At 42.2% G+C, this 22,582-nt stretch carries 25 protein-coding genes and 1 pseudogene; 18 read left to right on the plus strand and 8 right to left on the minus strand.

Annotated features, from left to right (window positions below):
* Positions 1–43: 43 nt before the first annotated feature.
* Positions 44–430: a bleomycin resistance protein gene (locus HMPREF3057_RS02055; RefSeq protein WP_000386231.1), complete on the minus strand. Its 387-nt coding sequence runs from the start codon at positions 428–430 to the stop codon at positions 44–46.
* A gap of 11 nt (positions 431–441) precedes the next feature.
* A complete protein-coding gene (locus HMPREF3057_RS02060) occupies positions 442–1,269 on the minus strand; it encodes an exodeoxyribonuclease III (RefSeq protein WP_070696137.1) in 828 nt (275 codons plus the stop codon).
* Between the two features lie 133 nt (positions 1,270–1,402).
* Here HMPREF3057_RS02060 and HMPREF3057_RS02065 point away from each other — a divergent pair, with 133 nt between their 5' ends.
* The 14 genes and pseudogenes from HMPREF3057_RS02065 (at position 1,403) to trpA (ending at position 16,250) form a co-directional block, all read left to right on the plus strand.
* The gene (locus HMPREF3057_RS02065) at positions 1,403–1,858 is read left to right on the plus strand and encodes a DUF3290 family protein (RefSeq protein ID WP_000675336.1); all 456 of its coding nucleotides are present in this window, start codon (positions 1,403–1,405) and stop codon (positions 1,856–1,858) included.
* Complete coding sequence (locus HMPREF3057_RS02070; RefSeq protein ID WP_070696139.1) at positions 1,855–2,490, plus strand: DUF421 domain-containing protein; 636 nt, start codon at positions 1,855–1,857, stop codon at positions 2,488–2,490. The genes HMPREF3057_RS02065 and HMPREF3057_RS02070 overlap by 4 nt, the downstream gene beginning before the upstream one ends.
* A gap of 54 nt (positions 2,491–2,544) precedes the next feature.
* On the plus strand, positions 2,545–4,290 hold the full coding sequence (locus tag HMPREF3057_RS02075; protein ID WP_070696141.1) for an ABC transporter ATP-binding protein: 1,746 nt from the start codon (positions 2,545–2,547) through the stop codon (positions 4,288–4,290).
* Positions 4,280–6,022: an ABC transporter ATP-binding protein gene (locus HMPREF3057_RS02080; RefSeq protein WP_070696143.1), complete on the plus strand. Its 1,743-nt coding sequence runs from the start codon at positions 4,280–4,282 to the stop codon at positions 6,020–6,022. The genes HMPREF3057_RS02075 and HMPREF3057_RS02080 overlap by 11 nt, the downstream gene beginning before the upstream one ends.
* Positions 6,023–6,126: 104 nt before the next feature.
* Positions 6,127–6,819 (plus strand): sugar transferase, encoded by a 693-nt coding sequence (locus tag HMPREF3057_RS02085; protein WP_070696145.1) that lies wholly within the window; start codon positions 6,127–6,129, stop codon positions 6,817–6,819.
* Positions 6,820–6,861: 42 nt separating this feature from the next.
* Positions 6,862–8,091: pseudogene (locus HMPREF3057_RS02090) on the plus strand (DegT/DnrJ/EryC1/StrS family aminotransferase).
* A 427-nt stretch (positions 8,092–8,518) separates the two neighbouring features.
* Positions 8,519–9,697 (plus strand): tryptophan synthase subunit beta, encoded by a 1,179-nt coding sequence (gene trpB, locus HMPREF3057_RS02095; RefSeq protein ID WP_045616748.1) that lies wholly within the window; start codon positions 8,519–8,521, stop codon positions 9,695–9,697.
* 293 nt (positions 9,698–9,990) lie between these two features.
* Positions 9,991–11,352: an anthranilate synthase component I gene (gene trpE, locus HMPREF3057_RS02105; protein ID WP_042768748.1), complete on the plus strand. Its 1,362-nt coding sequence runs from the start codon at positions 9,991–9,993 to the stop codon at positions 11,350–11,352.
* Complete coding sequence (locus HMPREF3057_RS02110; protein ID WP_042768746.1) at positions 11,349–11,915, plus strand: aminodeoxychorismate/anthranilate synthase component II; 567 nt, start codon at positions 11,349–11,351, stop codon at positions 11,913–11,915. Before trpE ends, HMPREF3057_RS02110 begins: the two co-directional genes overlap by 4 nt.
* Before the next feature lie 10 nt (positions 11,916–11,925).
* Positions 11,926–12,930, plus strand: coding sequence for an anthranilate phosphoribosyltransferase (gene trpD / locus HMPREF3057_RS02115; RefSeq protein ID WP_049520405.1), 1,005 nt, complete (start codon positions 11,926–11,928; stop codon positions 12,928–12,930).
* Positions 12,927–13,694 (plus strand): indole-3-glycerol phosphate synthase TrpC, encoded by a 768-nt coding sequence (gene trpC, locus HMPREF3057_RS02120; protein WP_070696147.1) that lies wholly within the window; start codon positions 12,927–12,929, stop codon positions 13,692–13,694. The genes trpD and trpC overlap by 4 nt, the downstream gene beginning before the upstream one ends.
* Positions 13,681–14,280 carry a phosphoribosylanthranilate isomerase gene (locus tag HMPREF3057_RS02125; protein WP_070696148.1) on the plus strand — a complete coding sequence of 200 codons (600 nt, stop codon included), beginning with the start codon at positions 13,681–13,683 and terminating at the stop codon, positions 14,278–14,280. Before trpC ends, HMPREF3057_RS02125 begins: the two co-directional genes overlap by 14 nt.
* Positions 14,258–15,481 carry a tryptophan synthase subunit beta gene (gene trpB / locus HMPREF3057_RS02130; RefSeq protein WP_070696150.1) on the plus strand — a complete coding sequence of 408 codons (1,224 nt, stop codon included), beginning with the start codon at positions 14,258–14,260 and terminating at the stop codon, positions 15,479–15,481. The genes HMPREF3057_RS02125 and trpB (HMPREF3057_RS02130) overlap by 23 nt, the downstream gene beginning before the upstream one ends.
* On the plus strand, positions 15,474–16,250 hold the full coding sequence (trpA, locus tag HMPREF3057_RS02135; protein WP_070696152.1) for a tryptophan synthase subunit alpha: 777 nt from the start codon (positions 15,474–15,476) through the stop codon (positions 16,248–16,250). The genes trpB (HMPREF3057_RS02130) and trpA overlap by 8 nt, the downstream gene beginning before the upstream one ends.
* Here the strand turns inward: trpA and HMPREF3057_RS02140 are convergent.
* Entirely contained in the window at positions 16,222–16,881 is a 660-nt protein-coding gene (locus HMPREF3057_RS02140) for a prepilin peptidase (protein ID WP_070696154.1), read from the minus strand. The two genes, trpA and HMPREF3057_RS02140, sit on opposite strands and share 29 nt — an antisense overlap.
* Positions 16,882–16,950: 69 nt before the next feature.
* On the opposite strand from HMPREF3057_RS02140, the gene HMPREF3057_RS02145 reads away from it, so the two are divergent.
* The 3 genes from HMPREF3057_RS02145 to HMPREF3057_RS02155 all read left to right on the plus strand — a co-directional run bounded on the left by HMPREF3057_RS02145 (position 16,951) and on the right by HMPREF3057_RS02155 (position 18,625).
* Positions 16,951–17,406, plus strand: coding sequence for a GNAT family N-acetyltransferase (locus HMPREF3057_RS02145; protein WP_070696156.1), 456 nt, complete (start codon positions 16,951–16,953; stop codon positions 17,404–17,406).
* A 103-nt stretch (positions 17,407–17,509) separates the two neighbouring features.
* Positions 17,510–18,034, plus strand: a complete 525-nt coding sequence (locus tag HMPREF3057_RS02150; protein ID WP_070696158.1) for a thiol-disulfide isomerase — start codon at positions 17,510–17,512, stop codon at positions 18,032–18,034.
* A gap of 69 nt (positions 18,035–18,103) precedes the next feature.
* Positions 18,104–18,625, plus strand: a complete 522-nt coding sequence (locus tag HMPREF3057_RS02155; protein WP_070696160.1) for a hypothetical protein — start codon at positions 18,104–18,106, stop codon at positions 18,623–18,625.
* 220 nt (positions 18,626–18,845) lie between these two features.
* On the opposite strand, the gene HMPREF3057_RS02160 is transcribed toward HMPREF3057_RS02155, so the two are convergent.
* The 5 genes from HMPREF3057_RS02160 to HMPREF3057_RS02180 form a co-directional block, all read right to left on the minus strand.
* The gene (locus HMPREF3057_RS02160; RefSeq protein WP_000102421.1) at positions 18,846–19,049 is read right to left on the minus strand and encodes a CsbD family protein; all 204 of its coding nucleotides are present in this window, start codon (positions 19,047–19,049) and stop codon (positions 18,846–18,848) included.
* Between the two features lie 41 nt (positions 19,050–19,090).
* Positions 19,091–19,675 (minus strand): Asp23/Gls24 family envelope stress response protein, encoded by a 585-nt coding sequence (locus tag HMPREF3057_RS02165; protein WP_070696162.1) that lies wholly within the window; start codon positions 19,673–19,675, stop codon positions 19,091–19,093.
* A gap of 15 nt (positions 19,676–19,690) precedes the next feature.
* Positions 19,691–19,861, minus strand: coding sequence for a DUF2273 domain-containing protein (locus tag HMPREF3057_RS02170; RefSeq protein ID WP_000454669.1), 171 nt, complete (start codon positions 19,859–19,861; stop codon positions 19,691–19,693).
* Between the two features lie 10 nt (positions 19,862–19,871).
* Positions 19,872–20,435 (minus strand): alkaline shock response membrane anchor protein AmaP, encoded by a 564-nt coding sequence (gene amaP, locus HMPREF3057_RS02175; protein ID WP_049489624.1) that lies wholly within the window; start codon positions 20,433–20,435, stop codon positions 19,872–19,874.
* Positions 20,436–20,534: 99 nt separating this feature from the next.
* Positions 20,535–20,771, minus strand: a complete 237-nt coding sequence (locus HMPREF3057_RS02180; RefSeq protein WP_000964741.1) for a GlsB/YeaQ/YmgE family stress response membrane protein — start codon at positions 20,769–20,771, stop codon at positions 20,535–20,537.
* Between the two features lie 296 nt (positions 20,772–21,067).
* Here HMPREF3057_RS02180 and HMPREF3057_RS02185 point away from each other — a divergent pair, with 296 nt between their 5' ends.
* Positions 21,068–22,549, plus strand: a complete 1,482-nt coding sequence (locus HMPREF3057_RS02185) for an AcpB/EbpR/MafR family transcriptional regulator (protein WP_070696164.1) — start codon at positions 21,068–21,070, stop codon at positions 22,547–22,549.
* Positions 22,550–22,582 lie beyond the last annotated feature (33 nt).

The following is a 22,582-nucleotide window of genomic DNA, read 5'->3' on the forward strand; positions in this document are numbered from 1 at the left end:
AAAAAGCCTACAAGGCTAGATAGTATTGTAGACTTCGATTATTCTATTCGCTAAATCTTAGAAAATAACCATCTGGATCCAAAATCGCAAATTCATGAGGGTAAATAAAGCTATCTCCCACTCGAAATTCTCTTTTTGTCAGCGGACGATGGATAGGATGGTCAGCTTCCAGCAGTTTTTGGTGGAGCTGAGGGACATCTTCAATACCAAAGGAAATATTGACACCGCGCCCGAAAGGATAGGTTAGTTGGGCTAATTCTTCTGTGCTGCCTTCTTCTAGCATAAGTTGGCAGTCTTCAAGCGAGAGGAAGAGAAATTTCTCCTCTGGACGCTCGTATTCGACAGAAAATCCCAGCAAGTCGCAGTAGAAGTGGCGTGACTTTTCGAGGTCAGATACTACAAATTCAGGAATGACAGCTTGATAGTCCATTAGCTTTCTCCTTAGAGTTCAATTTCCAATACAATCGGCGTATGGTCTTGACGCGCACCCGAGTCAATCATGTCAGACTTGGTCACCTTGTCAGCCACGCGGTTGCTAGTGAGCCAGTAGTCGATTCTCCAGCCTGTATTGTTGATTTTAGAAGTCTTGCTACGTTGGGCCCACCAAGTATAACGCTCTGGGACATCGCCGTGAACGTGGCGGAAGGTGTCAGTAAATCCAGTTGCCAAAAGGTTGGTAAATCCAGCACGCTCCTCGTCTGTAAAACCAGGTGAACGGCGGTTGCTGGCAGGATTTGCAAGGTCGATTTCCTTGTGGGCTACGTTGTAGTCACCGGTTGCAAGGACTGGTTTTTCTTTGTCTAACTCAGCTAGATACTCAGCATATTTGACGTCCCAGACTTGACGCTCTTCCAAGCGTTTGAGACCGTCGCCAGCGTTTGGTGTGTATACTTGCGTTACGAAAAATTCATCAAATTCTAGGGTGATGATGCGGCCTTCCAAGTCCATGGTAGAAGGGGCACCGATTTCTGGGAAGCTAATTGCTGGTGTGAGTTCTTTCTTATAGAGGAACATAGTTCCAGCGTAGCCTTTGCGAGCAGGTTCTTGAGAGGAACGCCAAGTGTTTTCATAACCTGGGAAGAGTTCTTCTAAAATTTCCAAGTGTTTCTTTGTAGGCCCTTTTGCAGAAAGCTTGGTTTCCTGGATAGCGATAATATCAGCATTTTCAGCTACCAAGGTTTGTAGGACTTCTTGGGACAATTTTGCACGAGCTGAGTCGCTCGTTAGGGCAGCATTGAGGGAATCAATATTCCATGAGATGAGTTTCATAAAGTTACCTTTTTCATTCAGATTATAGATTTTATTATACCAAAAAAAGGTCTATTTCCCCAACGTATGGCTTGAAAAATCACTCTCTTTCGTTTATAATTAAGAATGATTTTATGAAAGGGAGTGAAAATAAATGAAATTTTACTCATATGACTATGTACTTAGCCAAATCAGTCAGCAAAATGGCATCATGATTGGCTTTGGAATTGTTCTCCTAGCTATCACAGGATTTTTTGCTTTTAAAGCCTATCGAGATAAAAAGGGGACCAAATTTCGTGAGTTGGTCATGATTTCAGCTTTGACCTTATTAGCTCTCTTTTTGGTCAGCATCACAACTTATCAAAACAATCAAGTATCTAATAATAAATTTCAAGCTTCACTTCATTTCATCGAGCTTGTTTCCAAAGAATTGGGAGTAGACAAGTCAGAGGTCTATGTCAATACTTCTGCGGACACGGATGGCGCACTTATCAAGGTGGGAGATCGCTATTATCGTGCCTTGAACGGAAGTGAGCCATACAAGTACCTGCTAGAGAAAGTCGAATTGTATAAAACAGATGCAATTGAACTGGTGGAGGTGAACAAATGACACTCAATTATATCGAAATTTTAATCAAACTAGCCTTGGGTCTCTTTTCTCTGGTTTTTGTAATCAATGTGACAGGAAAGGGTAACCTAGCGCCTAACTCAGCGATAGACCAAATTCAGAACTATGTACTCGGGGGTATCATCGGTGGGGTGATTTACAATAGTGCCATCAGTATCCTTCAGTATGCAGTTATCCTGATTATGTGGACCATTCTGGTCTTGACTCTCAAATGGCTGAACAATAATGTTTACTTTGTGAAACGTTTGATTGATGGGAAGCCAACTCTGCTCATCAAAAATGGGAAGATTGATCCAGAAGCCTGCCGTTCGGTTGGTTTATCAGCAGCGGACGTAGCACTTAAGCTCCGTAGCCAGGGAATTTTCCAAATGAAACAAGTCAAACGCGCTATGCAGGAGCAGAACGGTCAACTCATCGTAGTCCAAATGGGAGATGAGAATCCCAAGTATCCTGTTGTCACAGACGGTGTTATCCAAGTCGAAATTTTGGAGACCATTGGTCGCAGCGAAGAGTGGTTGCTTGATAACCTCAGCAAACAAGGGCATGACAATGTAGCCAATATCTTTATCGCTGAGTATGACAAGGGTGTCGTCTCAGTCGTAACCTATGAATAAGAAAAACCTGGGGTCTTGGCCTCAGGTTTCAATTTGCAATCAGAAAGGGATTTTATGTCCATTATTCAAAAACTTTGGTGGTTTTTCAAGTTAGAAAAACGCCGTTATCTAGTCGGAATTGTGGCCTTGGTCTTGGTTTCCGTCCTCAACCTTATTCCCCCCATGGTCATGGGACGGGTGATTGATGCCATTACATCAGGGCGATTAACCCAGCAGGACCTCCTTCTTAATCTATTTTATCTACTGCTGGCAGCCTTTGGGATGTACTATCTGCGCTATGTTTGGCGCATGTATATCCTTGGAACTTCCTATCGTTTGGGGCAGATCATGCGGTCTCGCTTGTTTAAGCATTTCACAAAAATGTCGCCAGCCTTTTATCAGACCTATCGGACCGGGGACTTGATGGCACACGCCACCAATGATATCAATGCTTTAACTCGTCTTGCAGGTGGAGGAGTCATGTCAGCAGTGGATGCTTCCATCACGGCGCTGGTGACTTTGCTGACCATGCTTTTTAGCATTTCGTGGCAGATGACTCTGGTTGCTATTCTTCCCTTGCCTTTTATGGCTTATGCGACCAGTCGTCTAGGGAGAAAGACTCATAAGGCTTTCGGAGAATCCCAAGCAGCCTTTTCTGAACTCAATAATAAGGTACAGGAGTCTGTATCAGGTATCAAAGTAACCAAGTCTTTCGGTTATCAGGCGGATGAGTTGAAGTCCTTTCAAGCAGTAAATGAATTGACCTTCCAAAAGAATCTCCAAACCATGAAGTACGATAGTCTCTTTGACCCCATGGTTCTCTTGTTTGTTGGTTCCTCCTATGTTTTAACCCTTTTGGTCGGTTCCTTGATGGTTCAGGAGGGGCAGATTACAGTTGGGAATCTGGTCACCTTTATCAGCTACTTGGATATGCTGGTCTGGCCTCTTATGGCTATTGGTGTCCTCTTTAATATCACTCAGCGAGGAAAGGTTTCTTACCAGCGAATTGAGGAACTCTTGTCTCAGGAATCACTTGTACAGGACCCTGAGTTTCCTCTGGACAGTATTGAAAATGGGCGCTTGGAGTACGATATTGATAGTTTTGCCTTTGAAAATGAGAAAACACTGACGGATATTCACTTTAGTTTGGAAAAAGGGGAAACTCTTGGCTTGGTCGGACAGACAGGCTCTGGGAAAACATCCTTGATTAAGCTCCTCTTGCGTGAATACGATGTGGATAAGGGAGCCATTTACCTAAACAGTCATGATATTCGGGATTATCGTCTGACAGACCTTCGCAGTCTCATGGGCTATGTTCCTCAGGACCAGTTCCTCTTTGCGACCTCTATCTTAGACAATATCCGCTTCGGCAATCCTAATTTGTCCCTTTCGGTGGTCGAGGAAGCGACAAAGCTAGCTCAAGTTTACCAAGATATTGTGGACATGCCTCAGGGATTTGATACAGTTATTGGTGAAAAGGGAGTCAGTCTTTCTGGTGGTCAAAAGCAGCGTCTAGCCATGAGTCGGGCTATGATTTTAGACCCTGATATCTTGATTTTAGATGATTCCTTGTCCGCCGTGGATGCCAAAACTGAGTATGCGATCATCGACAATCTTAAGGAGACGAGGAAGGATAAGACAACCATTATTACAGCCCATCGTCTCAGTGCGGTTGTCCATGCAGATTTGATTTTAGTCCTGCAAAATGGCCAAATCATCGAACGGGGTACGCACGATGACTTGCTAGCCCTGGATGGCTGGTATGCACAAACCTACCAGTCTCAGCAGTTGGAAATGAAAGGAGAAGAAGATGCAGAATAAGAAAGAACAATGGGCTGTATTGACGCGCTTGATGTCCTATCTCAAGCCCTATGGCCTCCTGACCTTTTTGGCACTCAGTTTTCTCCTTGCGACTACGGTCATTAAAAGTGTCATTCCCCTTGTGGCATCCCACTTTATCGACCAGTACCTCAGCAATCTCAATCAGTTTGCTATTACAGTTTTATTAGCCTACTATGGCCTTTATATCCTACAAACTGTAGTTCAGTATGTCGGCAATCTTCTCTTTGCGCGGGTGTCTTACAGTATCGTTAGGGATATTCGTCGCGATGCTTTTGCCAATATGGAGAAGCTGGGTATGTCTTATTTTGACAAGACGCCAGCAGGTTCCATCGTTTCTCGTTTGACCAATGATACTGAGACCATCAGTGACATGTTTTCGGGAATTTTATCCAGCTTTATCTCAGCAGTTTTCATCTTTCTGACAACCCTTTATACCATGTTGGTTCTGGATTTTCGTTTGACAGCTTTAGTCTTGCTCTTTCTTCCCTTGATTTTCCTTTTGGTCAATCTCTATCGGAAAAAGTCAGTCAAGATTATCGAGAAAACCAGAAGTCTCTTGTCGGATATCAATAGTAAGCTGGCAGAGAATATTGAGGGAATCAGGATTATCCAGGCCTTTAATCAAGAGAAGCGCCTGCAAGCAGAATTTGATGAGATTAACCAAGAACACTTGGTCTATGCCAACCGTTCTGTAGCCTTGGATGCCCTCTTTTTGAGACCTGCCATGAGTTTGCTGAAACTCCTAGGCTACGCCGTTTTGATGGCTTACTTTGGTTACCGTGGTCTTTCTATAGGGATAACGGCCGGAACTATGTATGCCTTTATCCAGTACATCAACCGTCTTTTTGATCCCCTGATTGAGGTGACGCAAAACTTTTCAACCCTTCAAACTTCCATGGTGTCTGCAGGTCGTGTCTTTGCCTTGATTGATGAGAGAACCTATGAACCCCTTCAAAAGGATAGTCAAGCAAAGATTACAGAAGGTAATATTCGTTTTGAACATGTGTGTTTCTCATATGATGGTAAACACCAGATTCTGGATGATATTTCCTTTTCAGTTAAGAAGGGCGAAACCATTGCCTTTGTAGGTCATACAGGTTCGGGGAAATCTTCGATTATCAATGTCCTCATGCGTTTTTATGAATTTCAGTCAGGCCGCGTTCTCTTGGATGGAGTGGATATTAGGGACTACAGTCAGGAAGAGCTGAGAAAGAACATCGGTCTGGTCTTGCAGGATCCCTTCCTCTATCACGGGACTATCAAGTCCAATATCGCCATGTACCAAGATCTTAGTGATGAAGAGGTACAGGCTGCGGCTGCCTTTGTGGATGCAGATTCCTTTATTCAGGAGCTTCCGCAGGGTTATGATGCCCCTGTGTCTGAGCGTGGTTCGAGCTTTTCTACTGGTCAGCGCCAGCTTCTTGCCTTTGCCAGAACAGTCGCAAGTCAGCCTAAAATCTTGATTTTGGATGAAGCGACAGCCAATATTGACTCGGAGACAGAAAGTTTGGTTCAGGATTCTCTGGCTAAAATGAGAAAAGGACGGACGACCATTGCCATCGCCCACCGCCTTTCGACCATCCAGGATGCCAACTGCATTTATGTTTTGGACAAGGGACGCATCATTGAGAGTGGCACTCATGAGGAACTCTTGGCCTTGGGAGGAACCTATCACAAGATGTATAGTTTACAGGCAGGGGCTCTTACCTAAAGAAGAATTCCTCTAAATTACAGATTTCTTGCACCGCCTTTTCCATTTTGTGGTATAATGAAAAATGTTGACAAATAGTATAATAAAAACAAAGGAGAAACAGCATGCTGAAATGGGAAGACTTGCCCGTGGAAATGCAATCAAGCGAGGTTGAGTCTTACTACCAGCTTGTCTCTAAAAGGAAGGGTTCGCTGATTTTCAAGCGTTGCCTGGACTGGGTTCTGGCCTTGGTTTTACTACTTTTGACTTCTCCCATCTTTCTTATCTTGAGCATTTGGATCAAGTTGGATAGCAAGGGACCTGTCATTTACAAGCAAGAGCGCGTGACCCAGTACAACCGTCCGTTCAAGATTTGGAAGTTCCGTACTATGGTAACGGATGCGGATAAAAAAGGAAGTCTAGTGACTTCTGCTAACGATAGCCGCATTACCAAAGTGGGAAATTTCATTCGCCGTGTGCGCTTGGACGAACTGCCTCAGCTGGTCAATGTCCTTAAAGGCGAAATGTCCTTTGTCGGTACACGACCTGAGGTGCCACGCTACACCGAGCAGTATAGTCCTGAAATGATGGCGACCTTGCTCTTGCCAGCAGGAATTACCTCTCCAGCCAGCATCAACTACAAGGATGAGGACACCATCATCAGTCAAATGACGGAGAAAGGTTTGTCAGTTGACCAGGCCTATGTAGAGCACGTCCTCCCTGAAAAGATGCGCTATAATCTCGCCTATCTCCGAGAATTTAGTTTCCTTGGAGACATCAAAATCATGTTTCAAACCGTGTTTGAGGTACTAAAATAAAGTAGTCATGAGAAAATGAGTACAGATAAAAGGAGCAAATCAATGCCAAATTACAATATTCCATTTTCACCACCCGATATTACCGAAGCTGAAATTGCTGAAGTAGCGGATACCCTTCGTTCTGGTTGGATCACAACAGGTCCTAAGACAAAAGAACTGGAGCGTCGCTTGTCTCAATACACACAGACACCTAAGACAGTCTGCCTCAACTCTGCGACAGCCGCTCTTGAGTTGATTTTGCGTGTGTTGGAAGTGGGACCTGGGGATGAAGTCATCGTTCCAGCTATGACTTATACAGCTTCATGTAGTGTGATCACTCACGTAGGAGCGACCCCTGTCATGGTGGATATTCAAGCAGATACTTTTGAAATGGACTATGACTTGCTTGAGCAAGCTATCACTGAGAAAACTAAGGTTATCATCCCAGTTGAGCTTGCAGGGATTGTTTGCGACTATGACCGTTTGTTCCAAGTCGTGGAGAAGAAACGGGATCTCTTTACAGCTGCTAGCAAGTGGCAAAAAGCCTTTAACCGTATCGTGATTGTCTCTGATAGTGCCCATGCTTTAGGATCTACTTACAAAGGGCAGCCAGCTGGTTCTATCGCTGACTTTACTTCCTTCTCATTCCACGCCGTTAAAAACTTTACAACGGCTGAGGGAGGAAGTGCCACTTGGAAGGCCAATCCAGCTATTGACGACGAAGAGATGTATAAGGAATTCCAAATTCTTTCCCTTCATGGTCAAACAAAGGATGCCCTTGCCAAGATGCAACTGGGTTCATGGGAATACGATATCGTTACACCGGCCTACAAGTGCAATATGACGGATATCATGGCTTCGATTGGTTTGGTACAATTGGACCGTTACCCAGCTTTGCTACAACGTCGTAAGGACATCGTGGACCGCTATGATCGTGGTTTTGCGGGCACTCGTATTCACCCACTGGCACACAAGACTGATACTGTCGAATCTTCACGCCACCTCTACATCACTCATGTAGAAGGAGCAAGTTTAGAAGAACGCAACCTTATCATCCAAGAATTGGCCAAAGCAGGAATTGCAAGTAATGTACACTATAAACCGCTTCCTCTCCTGACAGCCTATAAGAATCTTGGTTTCGATATGGCAGATTATCCAAGAGCCTATGCCTTCTTTGAAAATTAAATTACCCTTCCTCTTCATACAAAATTAAGTGATGAAGAAGTTGATTACATCGTTCAGACTTTGGTGAGAATTTCTGAAGAAATCCTCGGTTCTGGAAAAAAATCATAAAAAAATCTTGACAAGGATAGAACAATAACATATAATATTCTCAATAAATCAGAAAAGTAGTTATTTTTGATCTTCAGGGAGCCTGTGGTGATTGTGAACAGGTGGTTGGAAGTAGTGAAAGTGGGCTGATTTAAAAAATGAATTTGAAACAATGAAAATTCGGTGCGCACACCTTATAGTGCAACTTGTTGTTAGACAAGGCAGAGATGTAAAGGGGAATAGTCCCTTTATAATTGAGGTGGCACCGCGTTACCAACGCCCTCACATGGAAGTAGATTCTGTGTGTGGGCTTTTTTCTTTCGGTCATTTTGTTTATCTTTTATTAGGGCGTTAAGTCGCTTTGATGAACTTGAGTTCTATCTGCAGCTCCTTGCCTACTACTAAAAGCAAACAAAAAGCCGAATTAATATGGAAAGAGGAAAAATTTATGACAACTAAAGGTTATTTTGGACAATTTGGTGGTAGTTTTGTACCGGAGCCGATTCAGGCTTTGTTGGATGAGTTGGAAATGACATTTGACAAATACAAGGATGATCCAGAGTTTTTGGCAGAATTTCGCCATTACTTGAAGGATTATTCAGGTCGTGAAACACCGCTTTATTTTGCGGAAAGTTTGACAGATCACTTAGGTGGCGCTAAGATTTATCTCAAGCGCGAAGATCTTAACCACCTTGGTTCTCACAAACTTAACAACGTTTTAGGACAAATTCTTCTTGCCAAACGTATGGGCAAAAAACGAGTGATTGCGGAAACAGGAGCTGGTCAGCACGGTGTTGCGACAGCAGCTGCTGCAGCCAAGTTTGGTATGGCTTGTGATGTCTACATGGGGGCAGAAGATGTGGAGCGTCAACGTCTCAATGTTTTCCGTATGGAGATGATGGGAGCGACCGTTCACGCAGTTGAAACAGGGACACGAACTCTCAAGGATGCGGTCGATGCAGCCTTTGGAGCATGGATGAATGACCTTGAAGCCTTCTACGTTTTGGGATCTGCTGTAGGACCTCATCCTTATCCTACAATTGTTCATGAATTCCAAAAGGTCATCAGTGAAGAATCTCGCCGTCAAATCTTGGAAAAAGAAGGCCGTTTACCAGACTACGTCATTGCCTGTGTAGGTGGTGGTTCCAATGCTATCGGTGCTTTTTCACAGTATGTGGCTGATGAAGAAGTCAAATTGGTTGGGGTCGAAGCTGCCGGTCATGGACTTGACACAGACAAGCATGCAGCCACTATGACAAAAGGTAGTGTCGGAATTGTCGATGGTATGAAGACCTATGCAGTCTTTAAGGAAGACGGAGAGCTGGCGCCAGTTTACTCTATCTCAGCTGGTTTGGACTATCCAGGGGTCGGCCCAGAACACGCCTACTTCAAAGATTCAGGCCGCGTAGAATACGTAGCAGCGACAGATGAAGAAGCTGTTCAAGCCTTGCTCCTTCTAAGCAAGACTGAAGGGATTATCCCAGCGATTGAAAGTTCGCACGCCATCGCAGAAGCGGTTAAACGTGCACCGAAACTAAGTAAGGATGATATTATCATCATCAATGTCTCTGGTCGTGGAGACAAGGACGTAGCTGCGATTGCAGACTACCTAGAAGCTAAAAAATAAAAGATGGAAAAATTACAGTACTTTCTTTCCCAGAGAGCTTGTGGTTGCTGGAAACAAGCAGAGAAAGCTGTAAGGTTGGGTCCATCTGAAACGAGAGAAGAAAACATAATTCTCAAGGGAGTGCCCTTTATCGCACAGCCTGTTACAGGAAAGTTCTGAGACAGGAATGAGAGATAGGAGAAATCCTATAATTGAGGTGGCACCGCGAATTTCGTCCTCACGCAAGTTATTTTGCGTGGGGATTTTTCATACAGTCGCCACGGATTAGAAGTAGAACTGAAAGGGAAATTACAATGGAACGAATCATTCATGGAGATGTCTTATCACCAATCTTGGCTTATATGCGCCTAAAGGGGCAACACAAGGTGATCTTAGAGAGTATTCCGAGAGACAAGGAAACCGCTCGTTTTTCTATCCTAGCCTATAATCCAGTTTTTGAGATTCAGTTTGAAAATGGAGTCCTCTATCAAAATGGTCAAGTGATTGATCGGGATCCCTTGGATTTCCTTTATGAAGTGACTCATAAGAGCCAACACCATTCAGATCTCCCTTTTGGTGGGGGAGCTATTGGCTTTGTCGGTTACGATATGATTTCGCTCTATGAAGAAATCGGTCAAATCCCTGAGGATACGATTGGGACGCCAGACATGCATTTCTTTGTCTATGAGAGCTATATGGTTTTTGACCACAAGAAGGAAAAAATCCATGTCATTGAGGATGCTTTCTATAGCGATCGCAGTCAAGAAGACTTGGAAAAAGCCTTGAACCAAGTACTTGAGGAATTACGCATCCCTGCTCCAAATGAATTTGAAGACTTGGATTTATCTCCGCTGAACTTCAAACCGCATATCGCTCCTCAGAAGTTTGAGGAAATGGTGGAAACAGCTCGCGACTTGATTCGTAATGGCGATATGTTCCAATGCGTGCTCAGCCAGCGTTTCTCAGCAGAAGTTACTGGAAATCCATTTGACTTCTACAGAAATCTCCGCGTGACCAATCCATCTAATTACCTTTATTTCTATGATTTTGGGGATTATCAAATCATTGGTGCTAGTCCAGAAAGTTTGGTTTCTGTCAAAAATGGCATCGTAACTACCAATCCGATTGCAGGTACGCGACCAAGAGGGGCTACGGATGAAGAGGACAAGGCCTTGGCGACTGACCTGCTTTCTGATGAGAAGGAAACAGCAGAACATCGGATGTTGGTAGACTTGGGACGTAACGATATTGGCCGCATCTCTGAAACAGCCAGTGTCCAAGTCACCAAGTATATGGAAGTGGAGCTCTTCCGCTATGTCATGCATTTGACCAGCGTGGTCAAGGGACGTTTGCTTCCAGACCTCACTGCCATGGATGCCTTGAAAGTTACACTTCCAGCTGGAACAGTTTCAGGAGCACCAAAGATTCGGGCCATGAGACGCATCTATGAACTGGAGACGGAAAAACGAGGCGTATACGCAGGAGCAATCGGCTACTTGTCTGCGACGGGTGATATGGATTTCGCCATTGCCATCCGAACAATGATTCTCAAAAATCAAACAGCCTATGTGCAGGCTGGGGCAGGGATTGTCTATGACTCTATCGCCCAAAACGAATACCAAGAAACCATTAACAAGGCTAAATCTATGACTAGAATTGGAGAACTAAGACCATGATTTTATTGATTGACAACTATGATTCTTTTACCTATAACTTGGCTCAATACATTGGGAATTTTGCAGAAGTGCAGGTCCTGAGAAATGATGATCCTAAGCTGTATGAAGAAGCTGAAAAAGCAGATGGTCTGGTCTTTTCTCCCGGTCCAGGTTGGCCAGTGGATGCTGGAAAGATGGAAGACATGATTCGTGATTTTGCAGGTAAGAAGCCGATTTTAGGGATTTGTTTGGGTCACCAAGCTATCGCAGAAGTCTTTGGTGGGAAGCTAGGCTTGGCTCCCAAGGTCATGCATGGGAAACAGAGCCATATCAGCTTTGAAGCGCCATCTCTTCTCTATCAAGGCATTGAGGATGGTCGTCCAGTCATGCGTTATCACAGTATTTTGATAGAAGAAATGCCAGAAGAGTTTGAAGTGACAGCTCGTTCTACTGATGACCAAGCCATTATGGGAATTCAACACAAAAGCCTGCCGATTTATGGCTTCCAGTACCATCCAGAAAGTATTGGAACGCCAGATGGCTTGTCTTCTATTCGGAATTTTATTGAGAAGGTTGTAAAGTGAGGTTGCCTATATGAAAGAGATTATTGAAAAATTAGCAAAATTTGAAAATTTATCAGGTGTGGAAATGACGGATGTAATCGAGCGTATCGTAACTGGGCGTGTAACCGAAGCGCAGATTGCTTCTCTTCTCTTGGCCCTTAAGATGAAGGGGGAAACACCTGAAGAACGCACAGCCATTGCACAAGTCATGAGAGGCCATGCCCAACACATTCCAACTGAAATCCATGATGCAATGGACAACTGTGGTACAGGTGGTGACAAGTCTTTCAGCTTTAACATTTCCACAACTGCAGCCTTTGTCTTGGCTGGTGGCGACATTCATATGGCTAAGCACGGTAACCGTTCGATTTCTTCTAAATCAGGTTCGGCAGATGTCCTTCAAGCATTGGGCATCAATCTTGACCTCAAACCAGCTGAACTAGGTAAGGTTTTCGATAAAACTGGAATCGTCTTTCTCTTTGCTAAAAATATGCACCCAGCTATGAAGTACATCATGCCAGCTCGTTTGGAATTGGGAATTCCAACGATCATGAACTTGACTGGTCCACTGATTCACCCAATGGCCTTGGAAACACAGCTGCTTGGCATTAGTCGTCCAGAACTTCTAGAAAGTACAGCTCAGGTTTTGAAAAATATGGGTCGCAAACGTGCCATCGTGGTTGCTGGACCAGAAGGTCTTGATGAAGCTGGCTTGAACGGAACAACCAAGATTGCTCTTCTTGAAAATGGCGAAATCACCTTGTCAAGTTTCACTCCAGAGGATTTGGGGATGAAACACTACGCTATCGAAGATATCCGTGGAGGGAATGCTCAGGAAAATGCAGAGATTTTGCTTAGCGTTCTTCAAAACGAACCAAGTCCATTCTTGGAAACGACAGTCTTGAATGCTGGTCTTGGTTTCTATGCCAATGGTAAGGTAGCTAGTATCAAGGAAGGAGTTGCCTTGGCCCGTCAAGTGATTGCTAGTGGTAAGGCCCTAGAAAAACTCAGACTGTTACAGGAGTATCAAAAATGAGTCAGGAATTTTTAGCACGAATTTTGGAGCAGAAGGCTCATGAGGTCGAGCAGATGGAGCTGGAGGAAGTCCAGCCCCTACGCCAGACCTATCGCCTAGCTGAATTTTTGAAGAATCACCAAGATCGTTTACAGGTAATCGCTGAAGTCAAGAAGGCTAGCCCTAGTCTGGGAGATATCAATCTCGATGTGGATATTGTGCAACAGGCCCAGACTTATGAAGCAAATGGTGCAGTGATGATTTCGGTTTTGACAGATGAGGTTTTCTTTAAAGGGCATTTGGATTATCTGCGGGAGATTTCTAGTCAGGTAAACATTCCAACGCTCAACAAGGACTTTATCATCGATGAAAAGCAAATCATCCGTGCTCGCAATGCCGGAGCGACAGTTATCCTGCTCATCGTGGCTGCTTTGTCAGAAGAACGCCTCAAGGAACTGTATGACTACGCGACAGAGCTTGGTCTGGAAGTCTTGGTGGAGACTCACAATCTAGCTGAACTAGAAGTGGCCCATAGACTTGGTGCTGAGATTATTGGGGTTAACAACCGCAACTTGACCACCTTTGAGGTCGACTTGCAGACCAGTGTAGACTTGGCCCAGCACTTTAAGGAAGGTCGCTATTACATTTCTGAATCTGCCATTTTAACAGGGCTGGATGCAGAACGAGTAGCACCATACTTTAACGGAATTTTGGTAGGAACAGCTCTCATGCAGGCAGAGGATGTGGCTCAAAGAATCAAGGAGTTGCAGATTGACAAAGGTTAAGATTTGTGGACTGTCGACCAAAGAAGCGGTAGAGACAGCCGTATCAGCAGGGGCGGACTACATCGGTTTTGTCTTTGCACCTAGTAAAAGGCAGGTGACCTTGGAACAGGCTGCTGAGCTGGCAAAGCTCATTCCTGTCAACGTTAAAAAGGTTGGTGTATTTGTTTCACCAAGTCGAGCTCAACTGCTAGAAGCGATTGAAAAAGTTGGTTTGGACTTGGTTCAACTTCATGGTCAGGTAGCAGATGATTTGTTTGAGGATCTGCCTTGTGCCAGCATTCAGGCTGTGCAGGTGGATGGAAATGGTCATGTGCCTCATTCTCGGGCAGACTATCTACTCTTTGATGCGCCTGTGGCAGGGAGTGGTCAGACCTTTGACTGGGGTCAACTGGATACAGCAGAACTTGCTCAGCCCTTCTTTATCGCAGGTGGGCTTAAGGAAGACAATGTAGCAAAAGCAATTCAACACTTCACTCCCTATGCAGTAGATGTATCGAGCGGAGTGGAGACAGATGGACAAAAAGATCAGGAAAAGATTAGAAGATTTATAGAGAGGGTAAAGCATGGCATATCAAGAACCAAATAAAGATGGATTTTACGGAAAATTCGGTGGACGTTTCGTCCCAGAAACATTGATGACAGCAGTTTTGGAGTTGGAAAAAGCTTATCGTGAAAGTCAGGCGGACCCAAGTTTCCAAGAGGAATTAAACCAGCTCTTACGCCAGTATGTAGGACGTGAAACTCCCCTTTACTACGCAAAAAACTTGACCCAGCATATCGGCGGAGCCAAGATTTATCTCAAACGGGAAGACCTCAACCATACAGGGGCCCACAAGATTAACAATGCCTTGGGACAAGTTCTTCTGGCTAAACGTATGGGTAAAAAGAAAATTATCGCTGAAACAGGTGCTGGTCAGCACGGTGTGGCAACTGCAACAGCTGCGGCCCTCTTTAACATGGAATGTACCATTTACATGGGTGAGGAAGATGTCAAACGCCAAGCCCTAAATGTCTTCCGTATGGAGCTTTTGGGAGCCAAGGTCGAGGCCGTGACAGATGGTTCGCGCGTACTCAAGGATGCAGTTAATGCAGCCCTTCGTTCATGGGTAGCGAATATCGATGATACCCACTATATCCTTGGTTCTGCCTTGGGACCTCATCCATTCCCAGAAATTGTTCGTGACTTCCAAAGTGTCATCGGTCGAGAAGCTAAACAACAGTACCGTGACTTGACAGGACAAGACTTACCAGATGCCCTAGTAGCCTGTGTTGGTGGTGGTTCTAATGCTATCGGTCTCTTCCATCCCTTTGTAGAAGATGAGTCTGTTGCCATGTATGGGGCTGAAGCAGCAGGGCTTGGTGTGGATACAGAGCACCATGCAGCGACCTTGACCAAGGGTCGTCCGGGTGTCCTTCACGGTTCCCTCATGGATGTGCTTCAAGATGCCCATGGTCAAATTCTTGAGGCTTTCTCTATCTCAGCCGGTTTGGACTATCCTGGTATCGGTCCAGAACACTCTCACTACCACGATATCAAACGTGCCAGCTATGTTCCTGTGACTGACGAGGAAGCCTTGGAAGGATTCAAACTCTTGTCTCGTGTGGAAGGGATTATCCCAGCCTTGGAATCAAGCCACGCCATTGCCTTTGCAGTGAAATTGGCCAAAGAACTCGGGCCAGACAAGTCTATGATTGTCTGCCTGTCCGGTCGTGGGGATAAGGATGTAGTCCAAGTCAAAGACCGCTTGGAAGCAGATGTAGTAAAGAAGGGAGAAGCCCATGCCTAAGACACTAACAGAAAAATTGAACGCTATCAAAGCAACTGGAAAAGGAATTTTTGTTCCTTATATCATGGCTGGAGACCATGAGAAAGGTTTGGATGGTCTCGCTGAAACAATCCACTTTTTAGAAGATTTGGGTGTTTCAGCTATTGAAGTGGGTATTCCCTTTTCAGACCCTGTTGCAGATGGACCTGTGATCGAAGAAGCAGGCTTGCGCAGTCTAGCTCACGGGACGTCTACTCAGGCTTTGGTTGAAACCTTGAAAATCATTCAAACTGAGGTACCACTTGTCATCATGACCTACTTCAACCCCCTTTTTCAGTACGGTGTGAAGAAATTTGTCAAAGATTTGGCAGATACAGCAGTTAAGGGCTTGATTATTCCAGACCTGCCTCATGAACATGCCAATTTTGTAGAGCCATTTTTGGCAGACACAGACATCGCCTTGATTCCCCTAGTTAGTTTGACAACAGGGATTGATCGCCAAAAAGAGTTGATCAAGGGAGCAGAAGGCTTTGTCTATGCCGTTGCTATCAATGGGGTGACAGGGAAATCAGGAAACTACCGAGCAGACTTGGACAAGCACTTGGCACAATTGCATCAAGTAGCCGACATCCCAGTCTTGACAGGTTTTGGTGTATCTAGTCAAGCCGATGTCGAACGTTTCAATGCGGTGTCAGATGGCGTTATCGTCGGTTCGAAAATTGTAAAAGCTCTCCACCAAGGAGAGCCGATTGAGGACTTTATCAAACAAGCAGTAGCTTACCAAAAATAATCACACAAGTAGCAAGTAAGAGGAAAGGCACAAAAGGAAGTCTTTCCTTTTTCTTTTGCAGGAGAAAAGCTAGGATCCCCGTCGCAGAAGCAAACTGAATCAAGATGAGTAATTCGGTCACACTAAAGACGAGAGCACAAGAAGCTAGAAAGAGGAAATCTCCTGCGCCCATGCGGATATCTATGAAATGAGCCATGATTCCGAGGACAAGGAAGAAGACCATAACCAGATTCCAGCCACAGAAAGCCATGAGGATTAGGTGAAACGTCAGCCAGACCAGCAAGGGATATTCCTGATGGAGAAGGTCGTAGATGCCTAAGGTCAAGCCAGCAGTGATTAGGATGACTTGACCCAAGGAAATCCAGCCCCATGACCAAGCTAGAAAGAGGAGTCCTAAGCCCAATTCAAAAAGGGCATACCAGAAAGGATAGTGTGCCTTGCAGTAGCGGCAGCGAAAGCGATTGAAGAGCTGAGAGAGGATCGGAATCAAATCTGAGGGACGCAAGCGAGTCTGACAGGAATCGCAGTGACTAGCTGGTCGAATAATGGATTGCTCAGGAAAACGGTCAATGACTAAACCGAGAAAGGAAGCGAGAATGCTCCCGACGAGAAAAAAATAAAGATCAATCATACTTATCTATTCGTAAAAAATAGAAGAAGTAGTATAATAAAGAAACATTGATAAGATGGTGAGGTCAAGATGACAATTCGTTTTGAAGAAAATGTGAGCACAGAAAATTCTCAGCACGTATGCCAATGGTCAAACTCCCTTGGCAAATCCTTTCAAGAACAATGGATGGGAACAATGATTCCTTTTCCCTTAACAATTCAAATCTTGCAAGATTTGGAAGGAATCTTTTCAATCTTTGATGGACAAGAGTTTGTGGGGCTTATCCAGAAAATCAGGCTAGAAGACAGGAATCTTCATATCGGGAGATTTTTTATCAATCCCCAGAAACAGGGGCAGGGCTTAGGTAGCCGGGCTTTAAGGAAATTTGTTAGTTTGGCCTTTGAAAATGAAGACATAGACACTATTTCTCTAAATGTCTACGAGGCAAATCAAACAGCTTACAAGCTTTACCAAAAAGAAGGATTTGAAACCGTTCAAATGGTTGAAGTACCTATACGAAAATACATCATGAAAAAGGGCAGGTAATAGTCACGTGGGGCTAGAGTCCCAAGGATCTTCAAGGATAAGGAAGTTATCTTTCAAAGTTAGAAACAAGACTTCTATGATTTCTAAGATAGAGGAGATAAAAATGTCGAGACCTAGAAAAATACGAATCTTGCTTGCTTCTGCACTTGCCTTAGTTGTTGGTATCACTCTTTATTTTCAGTATCAAAGCCACCAAGAACGCATCCAATTAAAAACCTCCTTTGAAGAAAAGGACACTATAGCTGTCTTACAACGTTTAATGGATTCAGGGAAATATGCGTCTGATATGCGAAAAGCAGGCTATATTGTTCCTCCCGACGGTGCCATTCGCTTGGATGGAGGAATTGACTCCATAGGGATAAAAGGAGACATCGATTTGAAAATGTTGAATCCTAGAAGGGATGAAGTCTCGTTTTTATTTGAAACAATGGTAGATGAGGAAAAAATAAATGCCTACTATATTTTAGATCATCATTTAACCCTAAAACGTAGTTACTATTCTAATATTAGTAATCAGAAAAAAGAAAGTGTGAACATCTCTCAAGCCGAAGAAGAACGCCTATTAAAGATTGTTCGAAAAGAGTTGAAAGCTTTTCTAGATAAGATGTATCAGACTTTGTATGGTTGATGTTACTAGTGGGAAATGGATGCGAGACTCTGTTTAGGATGTCAACGATGATGAGAAAAGGGGAGAAGAATGTTTACAGAATTGCTCTTTATTGTCTCTTTTGTGTTACTTTTACGTTTGTTTAAAAGTAGGCGCTCACGAATGATTATAGGAGTCTTGTATAGTTTGCTGCTAGTTTGGTTTGTCTTTTCCGTTTTGAACTATGGCAAATACACTCTTCAACTAGGTCAATCCGTCAACTTAAAAGTAACCCCCAGAACACAAGATTTGGAATACTATTCAATCTTCATCTTGAAGAAAAAAGATTCTAGCAGAATTAAATTAACTGGCTCTAGTGTTTGGAGTGAGAGAAATGGTGATGTTTACTATGAAGTAGAGGGACAAAAAATTACAAAAAGCCATGGTTTCGATGAGGAGGATGAAGAACTTCCAAACAATCAAGCAGATATTTATTTAGAAAAAGATGGAGTTGTTGTGAGTTACCAAGGTGAAAAAGTCTTTGATGCCACCAATAACAAGCCCTACACGATAACCATTACCAATGTAGACAACCAACCAGCCCAATTTGAGGCTCAGGTGGTGGATAAATAAGCCAGTCTAGTAGTGTGCAAGCTTTTAAAATTTGTTTCAATTCAATAAAAACATACTATTTTAAGTAAGCAAAAAAGCCCTGAAACCAAGGCTTTTCCTGTTGACACTACCTTTTAGCGAAAATTGGGAAGCGTGTTTAGAATCCGATCTACAAAAAAAGAGGACATTTGCGGTCCTCTTTTTGACTACTATAGATAAAAAGGTCAATTAACGTTTAGTCTTATTTTTCGTCTTTGTGAAGCATGTTTTTAACACCTTCAATAGCCCCTTCGACAGCGTCTTTAGCATCTTCAGCAACTTCTTTTACTTTAGAAACAACTTTTTCAGCTGTTCCTTCTTTTTCCATTTTTTCATCGCCGATCATTTTGCCGACACCTTCTTTAATGGAACCTTTTGCTTGGTTTAATTTTTCTTCGGTTGACATGATTCTGCCTCCTTTAAATTGATTGATTTTGATCAGATGAATTAGTGTACGCGAGCTTTTTCATTTGTTTCGCCCTTAACGGCTTCAACACCTTCGCCTACTTTTTCTTGAACAGCAGCTACACCTGAACCGATACCAGATTTCACTTTTTCAAATTGTTCTGAAGCAAATTCTCCTGTTGAAGAAGCCACGTCAGTTACTCGGTCTTGGAGGCTAACTGAATCTGCTTCATGCTGTTCCTTCGTTTTGATATCAACAACATTCACATTGACTTCAACAACTTCTAGATCAGTCATTTTTGTAACTTGTGATACGACAACATCTTTGATTTCTTTGTACAAAGCAGGGACATTCTTTTGGTATTCAACAACAATGTTCAAGTCAACTGCTACTTGTTCTTTCCCAACTTCAACATTGACACCATGAGTGACATTATCCGTATTGATAATTTTTTCTGTTAGATTAGAGAAGAATCCTCCATCCACATCCAAAAGTCCAGGTACTTTTTCAAGTGAAAGACCAATGATTTTTTGGATGACTTTATCCTCATAAGTGAGTTCCCCTTTAACATCTTGAGAAACAACAGCGACATCTTTTTTTTCTACATTTTTATCTACGTTTGACATACGAGACTCCTTTATTTATTTATTTAAATATTTTTCCTTAACATAGTATCCTGCAAATGCTCCTAAGGCTCCACAAATTAGTACAAATAATGTTTTGAAAAAGCCAAAGGATAAGATAAAGCAAGCGAGAATGACACCTACTAGACCTGCAATAATTGGATACTGGTATTTTTTAAACCATTCCATTTTTACTTCCTTACTTTACACGACTAACAGTCTTTTTGGTCGTTTTTTGAGGTTCAACTTCTTTTACTTTAACTTCAAGTTTTACCTCACGTTCAATACCAAAGAACTGCTTTAATCCATGAGTTATTTCATTCTGAATGACTAGACATCGATTTGAGATGTTGTCTGAGGGAAGAATTTTCCCTTCAACAGAAACGAAACATTTATTTTTGCGGCTATTTACATGGACCGTTGGTTCTTTGATCAACTGATGATCAATGACCAAACATCGAACAAAGCCTTCGATAGCTGAATTTTTTAGTTTTAATGTATCTTCTTGAGTTTCTAATTGAATCTCTAGATATTGTTTAGGATAAAAGAGTATCACTAACATTGAAATTAAAACTAAAACAGATAGGACAAGTGTCCCCCAAAAGACATATCTAGCAATCAGGAATTCAGCGTAGAGTTCTCTCCAACTGAATAAGTGGATTCCTAAATCACTGACCTGATGATAATCTATGAGAATAGGAAGGAAAATAGTCAAGATTAAGATACAGAAAATAAGTAACAATATTTTCTTTGATTTTGACATATTAAATCCTTTCAAATGAAAAGCTTTAAACCATAATTTTACCCGTCTACAGTATTCAAAATTATGGCTTATCACTTTTAATTTCTTATTAGGTAATGCTTATTTTTTACCAAATAGAAATGAAACGACTGCAACAACAATCACAGCACCAACGATTGACGGAATAATAGCCATTCCAGCCAATGAAGGTCCCCAGCTTCCTAGAAGTGATTGCCCTACAGACGAACCGATAAGACCTGCAAAGATATTTGCAATCAATCCCATTGAACCACCTTTTTTAGTGATTGCACCTGCGATGAGACCAATAAGACCTCCTACAATAATGGACCACAACATAGTGTATCCTCCTTTTCTATTTCTAAATCAAAGAATCAATTTCTTTGATTACACTAATTATATAGTATTTCAACTTGGAAACATAATAGTTTGTCTTGAATTACATATCGTAAACATGTACTTTAGATACAAATAAATAAGAAAATCTTGATGCTACTGGGTTTCTAAGGGATTAGACTGGTCTTTTTATGACAAGCAAAAGTCGTTGTAAGAGGATAAATGCACTCCATGTGGTATAATTGCATGAAGATTGAAAGACAATCCTTTAGTTTATTATAAAGAGAGAAAAGCTATTCATGAGAGATTTATTATCGAAAAAAAGTCACAGACAATTAGAATTATTAGAATTACTATTTGAAAACAAGCGCTGGTTTCATATTTCAGAACTAGCAGAATTATTGCACTGTGCAGAACGTTCTGTAAAAGATGACTTGTCCCATGTTAGATCTTCTTTTCCTGACTTGCTATTTCATTCCTCAACAAATGGTATCCGTATCATAAATACTGACGATAGTGATATTGAAATGGTCTATCATCATTTTTTTAAGCATTCAACTCACTTTTCAATATTAGAATTTATCTTCTTTAATGAAGGGTGTGATACGGATAGTATTTGCAAAGAGTTTTACATTAGTTCTTCCTCTCTTTACCGTATCATCAGTCATATTAATAAAATTATTAAGAAACAATATCGTTTTGAAATCAGCCTTAATCCAGTTCGAATCACTGGAAATGAAATCGATATCCGTTACTTTTTTGCCCAGTATTTTTCAGAGAAATATTATTTCCTTGAATGGCCTTTTGAAGATTTTTCAGTAGAACCTTTGTGTAAGCTGTTGGCACTGGTCTATAAAGAAACAGCATTTCCTGTCAATTTCGCAACTCAAAGGATGTTAAAGTTGCTCCTCGTAACAAATTTATACCGAATAAAGTTTGGTCATTTCTTGGAAGTTGAGAAAAATTCTTTTAACAATCATTTGTTGGAATCTTTCATGGAGGCAGAAGAAATCGAAGAGATTGTAGCGAGCTTTGATTCTGAATATCATATCTCTCTGAATAAAGAAGTGATAGGTCAACTGTTTGTATCCTATTTTCAAAAAATGTTTTTCATAGATGAAGAAGTATTTCTTAACCATGCAAAAACAGACAGCTATGTAAAAAAATCGTATCAGTTATTGGGCGACCTAGTAGATCAGGTATCAAGAGACTATAATCTCCAAGTAGACAATAAGGACAATCTGATTTGGCATCTGCATAATACAGCACATCTGCATCGTCAGGAATTATCGACAGAGTTTATCTTATTTGATCAAAAAGGCAATACAATCAAGAACTTTCAAAATATTTTTCCTCGATTTGTTTCAGAGGTGAAGGAAGGAATTGAACATTATCTAGAGGGTTTGGATATGGATTGCAATTCGATGAAAGTCAATCATTTATCCTATACTTTTATCACCCATAGCAAACACTTAGTTCTAAATCTTTTACAAAATCAACCTAAATTAAAGGTTTTAGTCATGAGCAATTTTGATCAGTATCATGCAAAATCAGTAGCGGAAACACTTTCTTATTATTGCAGCAACAATTTTGAACTGGAAGTTTGGAGTGAATTAGAGTTATCACTTGAGTCCCTAAAAGATTCACCTTACGATATCATTATTTCTAATTTTATTATTCCTCCTATTGAAAATAAGAGACTAATCTATTCCAATAATGTCAATACAGTCGCTCTCATCTCTTTGCTTAACGCAATGATGTTTATTCGACTAGACGAGTAACTAAGAATAACAAAAAACGCTAGATAGCGTTTT

This window comes from Streptococcus sp. HMSC072D05 (assembly GCF_001815805.1).
Lineage (GTDB): Bacteria > Bacillota > Bacilli > Lactobacillales > Streptococcaceae > Streptococcus.